Origin of the sequence: Arthrobacter sp. 35/47, assembly GCF_000520475.1 — a bacterium.
GTDB classification, from domain to species: Bacteria; Actinomycetota; Actinomycetes; order Actinomycetales; family Micrococcaceae; genus Arthrobacter_D; species Arthrobacter_D subterraneus.
This window is the reverse complement of sequence record NZ_KI914595.1, coordinates 37,922-42,861: the sequence shown is the minus strand read 5'-3', so window position 1 is coordinate 42,861 and position 4,940 is coordinate 37,922. Positions and strand designations below refer to the sequence as shown.

5 protein-coding genes and 1 pseudogene are annotated in these 4,940 nt (G+C 63.8%); 5 read left to right on the top strand and 1 reads right to left on the bottom strand.

Translation table 11 applies throughout. From position 1 onward, the window contains the following. The 3 genes from X803_RS18815 to X803_RS0108750 all read left to right on the top strand — a co-directional run. On the top strand, nucleotides 1-461 hold a 461-nt coding region (locus X803_RS18815), incomplete at its 5' end, for a DUF72 domain-containing protein (RefSeq protein WP_156930025.1). 26 nt (nucleotides 462-487) lie between these two features. Beyond that, on the top strand, nucleotides 488-1,840 hold the full coding sequence (locus X803_RS0108755; RefSeq protein ID WP_026544847.1) for an MBL fold metallo-hydrolase: 1,353 nt from the start codon (nucleotides 488-490) through the stop codon (nucleotides 1,838-1,840). Nucleotides 1,841-1,876: 36 nt separating this feature from the next. Further along, nucleotides 1,877-2,284 (top strand): DUF302 domain-containing protein, encoded by a 408-nt coding sequence (locus X803_RS0108750; RefSeq protein WP_026544846.1) that lies wholly within the window; start codon nucleotides 1,877-1,879, stop codon nucleotides 2,282-2,284. Nucleotides 2,285-2,310: 26 nt separating this feature from the next. Here the strand turns inward: X803_RS0108750 and X803_RS18810 are convergent, their stop codons facing one another. Then, nucleotides 2,311-3,393 carry a TerC family protein gene (locus tag X803_RS18810; RefSeq protein ID WP_035778372.1) on the bottom strand — a complete coding sequence of 361 codons (1,083 nt, stop codon included), beginning with the start codon at nucleotides 3,391-3,393 and terminating at the stop codon, nucleotides 2,311-2,313. A gap of 295 nt (nucleotides 3,394-3,688) precedes the next feature. Here X803_RS18810 and X803_RS0108740 point away from each other — a divergent pair, with 295 nt between their 5' ends. Continuing rightward, nucleotides 3,689-4,138 carry a universal stress protein gene (locus X803_RS0108740; protein ID WP_026544845.1) on the top strand — a complete coding sequence of 150 codons (450 nt, stop codon included), beginning with the start codon at nucleotides 3,689-3,691 and terminating at the stop codon, nucleotides 4,136-4,138. 177 nt (nucleotides 4,139-4,315) lie between these two features. Further along, a pseudogene (locus X803_RS18805) lies at nucleotides 4,316-4,940 on the top strand (polysaccharide biosynthesis protein); the annotation flags it as partial.

Here is a 4,940-nt window from a genome sequence, read left to right as displayed (position 1 = left end):
GAACGACGACGGCAGCCGCCTCCCTCGCCCGCGGCCACGATGAGCGGCTCAAGGACCGGGACTGGGTCACCGCCGATGCCGACCGCCCGATCCACCATGTGCTCGAACCGCGCCACGAAAGTTTCGGCAGCGAAGAATGCCGCGAGGTTCTCCGGCGCCACAACGTGGGGCTGGTGGTTGCGGATTCGGCAGAGAAGTGGCCGCAGTTCCGCGAGGTCACGGGCGACGTCGTCTACGTCCGCCTGCATGGCAGCACCGAGCTCTACACCAGCGGCTATACGGATGCGGAGCTGGATGACTGGGCGGCCCTGTGCCGGGGCTGGCTGACCGGTGAGACGTGCCCGGACGGGCGCGGCCGGAGCGTCTACGTGTATTTCGACAATGACGTGAAGGTCCACGCCCCGTTCAACGCGATGGGTCTCGCGGAACGGTTGAGCCACGACTACCGTGGTGAGCACTGACAGCGGAATTCAGGGAGGAATCCGGCATGGACGTCATCGCGATTGAAACCGCGCCGCTCGGGGACCGCAGCTATGTCGTCCACGACGGACAGGTGGCCCTGGTGATCGACCCGCAGCGTGACACCGACCGGGTGGAGAAAGCGGTTGCGAACGCCGGCGTGCAGATCACCCACGTGGCAGAAACCCACATCCACAACGACTACGTCACCGGCGGGCTGCAGCTGGCCAGAGACCACCACGCCGTCTACCTGGTCAACGCCGCCGATCAGGTGGACTTTGACCGCACGCCGATCTCCGACGGGCAGACCGTGCAGATCGGAAAGATGACCCTGCGGGCGGTCGCCACCCCCGGGCACACCCACCACCACCTCTCCTACGTCGTCACGCAGGAGAGCCGGCAGGCTGTGTTCTCCGGTGGGAGTCTGCTGTACGGGTCCGTGGGCAGGACCGACCTCGTCAGCGACGATGACACGGTCCCGCTGACCCACGCCCAGTACGCATCGGTGCGCCGTCTGGTGGAGGAAGCCACGCCGGACGCCGGCCTTTACCCCACCCACGGTTTCGGATCCTTCTGCTCCTCCGGCCCGGCCAGCGGGGCTGACTCCTCGACCGTCGGTGAACAGATCCGGAGCAACCATGCCCTCACGGACCACGATGAAGACCATTTCGTCCAGGAACTGATCGACAACCTCAGCGCCTACCCGTCCTACTACGCGCACATGGGAGCGGCGAACACCGCAGGCCCCGGACCGGCGCACCTCGACGTCCCTCAACCCCTGGATGCTGAAGAGCTCACCGCCAGGCTCGCGCACGGCGAATGGGTGGTCGATCTGCGGAACAGGATCGCCTTCGCGCGGGATCACCTCCACGGCAGCGCCAGCTTCGAATACGGTGACGGCTCCAGCTTCACCACCTTCCTCGGCTGGGTGCTGCCCTGGGACCGGCAGCTCACCCTGGTCGGCGAACGCGACGACGTCGAGCACGCGATCCGCGACCTCTCCCGCATCGGCATCGACCAGCCCAGCGTCGCCCTCGGCTCCGATCCGGCCGCCCTGGCCCCGCGCGCGGCACGCAGCTCCTACCCAAGTGTGGGCTGGGAGGAGGTCCGCGCGGACCGGGCGCCGGAAGACGTCATCCTCGATGTGCGCCGCACCGACGAATACAACGCCCAGCACATCGACGGGGCCATCAACCTTCCCCTCCACGAACTGCTGCACCGCATGGGCGAGGTACCCGATCAGAGGCTCTGGGTCCATTGCGGGTCCGGCTACCGGGCGTCCGTCGCTGCCAGCCTGCTTCAGCGCGGCGGCAAGGACGTGGTCCATATCGACGGCCGTTTTGACGATGCCGAAAAGGCCGGCCTGCCCATGAACGGGTGACAGCCAACGTCCAGCCAACTATCCAAGGAGAATTTCATGGCTTACACGCACACCGTCACGTCCACCCTGGCCTGGAAAGACGCCGTTGAACGAACGCGGGAAGCGCTCGCGCAGGAAGGCTTCGGTGTTCTCACCGAAATCGATGTCCGGGCCACCTTCACCAAGAAGCTTGGGCAGGAAGCCGGTGATGCGGTCGGGGACTACATCATCCTCGGCGCCTGCAACCCGCAACTGGCCCAGCGCGGGATCAGCGCGGAACCGCAGCTCGGCGCCCTCCTGCCCTGCAACGTGGTGGTACGCCGCGCACCCGAAGACACCGAAACAATCATTGAGACCATCGACCCCCAAACCATGGTCCAGGTCAGCGATTCTGATGCCATCCGGGACGTTGCCAACGATGCCGACGAACGGCTGAAGCGGGTCCTCAGCGCCATCGAGGGATAACCCGCCACAGCAATTCGCAGCGTGGGCTACCTGGACTGGTCTGCAGTAGACCTGGTTTCCTCGTCTATTCGGGACTCCTCGTCACCGTCCTGCGAACCGGCGGCGATCACCGGTTCGCCGCCGGCGAGTTCGCGGTCGTCCTTCTGTGCGTCGCCGCGGGTCTTCAGCAGGCTCGCGATGGTCGCTACGACGATGGTGGCGGCGATGAAAAGCAGCGAGAACCAGATAGGTATCTCGGGCGCCCACAGCATCGGTTCCCCGCCGTTGATGAAACGGAGTTCGTTGACGTGCATGGCGTGGAAGACGAGTTTCACGCCGATGAAGCCGAGGATGACGGCCAGTCCCTGCGCGAGGTAGACCAGACGCTCGAGCAGTCCTCCGATGAGGAAGAACAACTGTCGCAGGCCCATCAGCGCGAACGCGTTGGCGGTGAACACGATGTAGGCCTCGTTGGTCAGGCCGTAGATCGCGGGGATGGAGTCGACGGCGAAGATTAGGTCCACGAAACCGATGGCGATGATGGTGAGCAGCATCGGCGTGACGAAACGCTTCCCGCCCTGCAGCACGGTGAGTTTGTCCTGGTGGTACTCGTCGGTGACGGGCAGGACCCGGCGCACCAGGGTCATGAACCTGCCGTCAGCCGGGTTGGACTCGTGGCTGCTGAACGCCTGGCGGTAGGCCAGAACGAGGAGCAGTGCACCGAAGATGTAGAAGACCCAGGAGAAGTTTTCGATCAGGGCCGCTCCGATGGCAATGAAGCCGCCGCGCAGGATCAGGGCGATGATGATCCCGATCATCAGCACCTTCTGCTGGTACTTCTTCGGCACCGCGAATCCGGCCATCACAATGAGGAAGACGAACAGGTTGTCGATCGACAGTGCCTTCTCGGTGAGGTAGCCGGCGAAATACTCACCGCCGAACCTCCAGCCCGACACCATGCCGATCCCCACACCGAACAGCAGGGCAAGTCCGATGTAGAACGCCGACCAGCGTGCCGATTCTCCGATGGAAGGCTCGTGGGGTTTGCGCACATGGGCGAAGAATTCGTAAACGAAGAACAGGATTGTCACCGCGATGGTGATGAACCAGACCAGAGGTGTGACCTGCATAAGAGTGCTCCCAAGGGGTAGGCGTTGAACAGATACGCCAAGGTCTCCTCCGCCCCGGACAACACCGGAACCGTCGGCCCGAGATGCTTCAGTGCATCCGTAATGACGGGCCGATCACAGACGGGAGTACTCCCCTTGATACGAAAATTCTAACCTATTTGCGACCGTCCCCGTGCAATCTTCTCAACCAGGAACAGGCCGAAAGGCCCTATGAGCCACCGCCGGGGAAAGGCACAGTTCAGAGGAAGCAAGTTTCTATTCTGATCTTGCTCCTGAGGTTTGAAGGAGAATCGCCATGAGCACCCAACCCGCTCCTCGGATCGTTGTGGGAGTCGATGGATCTGACCAGTCCATTGCAGCGCTGCGATACGCGAAGAAAATGGCGCCCCTTTTCGGCGCGACGATCTTCGCTATCTCGGCTTGGGAGTATCCAGCGGAATATCCGACCTCTGTACCTCTTGGTACCAGCGAGTTTGAGGATGCCGCACGTATTCACCTGAAGAAGGCCTTGACCGCCGCCTATGGCGAGGAGACGCCTGGTGACCTTGAAAGCACCGTGGTGTTCGCCCATCCCGCCAAAGCTCTCGTCAAGGCCTCCCAGGACGCAGTCTTGCTCGTCGTCGGCCGGCGAGGCCATGGAACGTTCCGCGGCCTCCTCCTCGGTTCCGTCAGCGGTGCTTGTGTGGCTCATGCTCACTGCAGCGTCCTCGTGGTCCGTGAGACACCCGAATCCGAGGTCGTCTGACTCACGCAGCCCGTCCGAGAGCAGCGGCCCGCACGGGAGCAATGGGTGCCAATGTCCAGGCAGGTGTCTGCATGTTTATATTGCTGGATGGACAGCAACTGGAAATCTGACTTTCTGGCCTGGCCAGCCCGGCCAAGCCTTCACCCTCGGGCTGTTCCGACCCGCTAGCCGCCCGTCATGGCGAGGACGCCGGCACGAGACACCGATACCGCTGGAGGGGAGCGCCTACTGATCCTCTCCGCAGGGGTGGGATCGGGGCACAACAGTGCCGCGGCCGCGGTGCAGCAGGCGTGCGGCGCACGCTCTGACATCGCCGAGGTACAGGTACTGGACGTGCTCAAGGTGAGTAGCGTGCTTTACCGCGCATTGCTGGCAAAGGGTTACTTTGTGCTGGCCAAGGACTTGCCCTGGCTGGTCGACTGGGCTTACGACGCCAGCGACCCACCGTTCCGGCGCCGCGGCCCAATCGACCCCTGGACGCGGGCGAACGCCGTTCCGGTCATCGACGCGATCAGGCAATTCCGGCCGACCGCTATCGTGTGCACGCACTTCCTGCCCGCCCAACTGTTGGCATCGTTGCTCCTTCGCGGCGTTACTGACGCGAGGACCGCTGTCGTGACAACGGATTACGACTTTCAGGGGCTGTGGCTTCCGGGCGCATTTCACGCGCTGTTCGTCGCCAGGGAGGAGGGGAGAATGGAGCTGCTGGCGCACGGCCTTCCCCTTGACCGCGTCGCTGCCACAGGAATCCCGATCGCCCAACAGTTCAATCCCGCGCCGCTGCGCGATGCCGGCGTCGGCG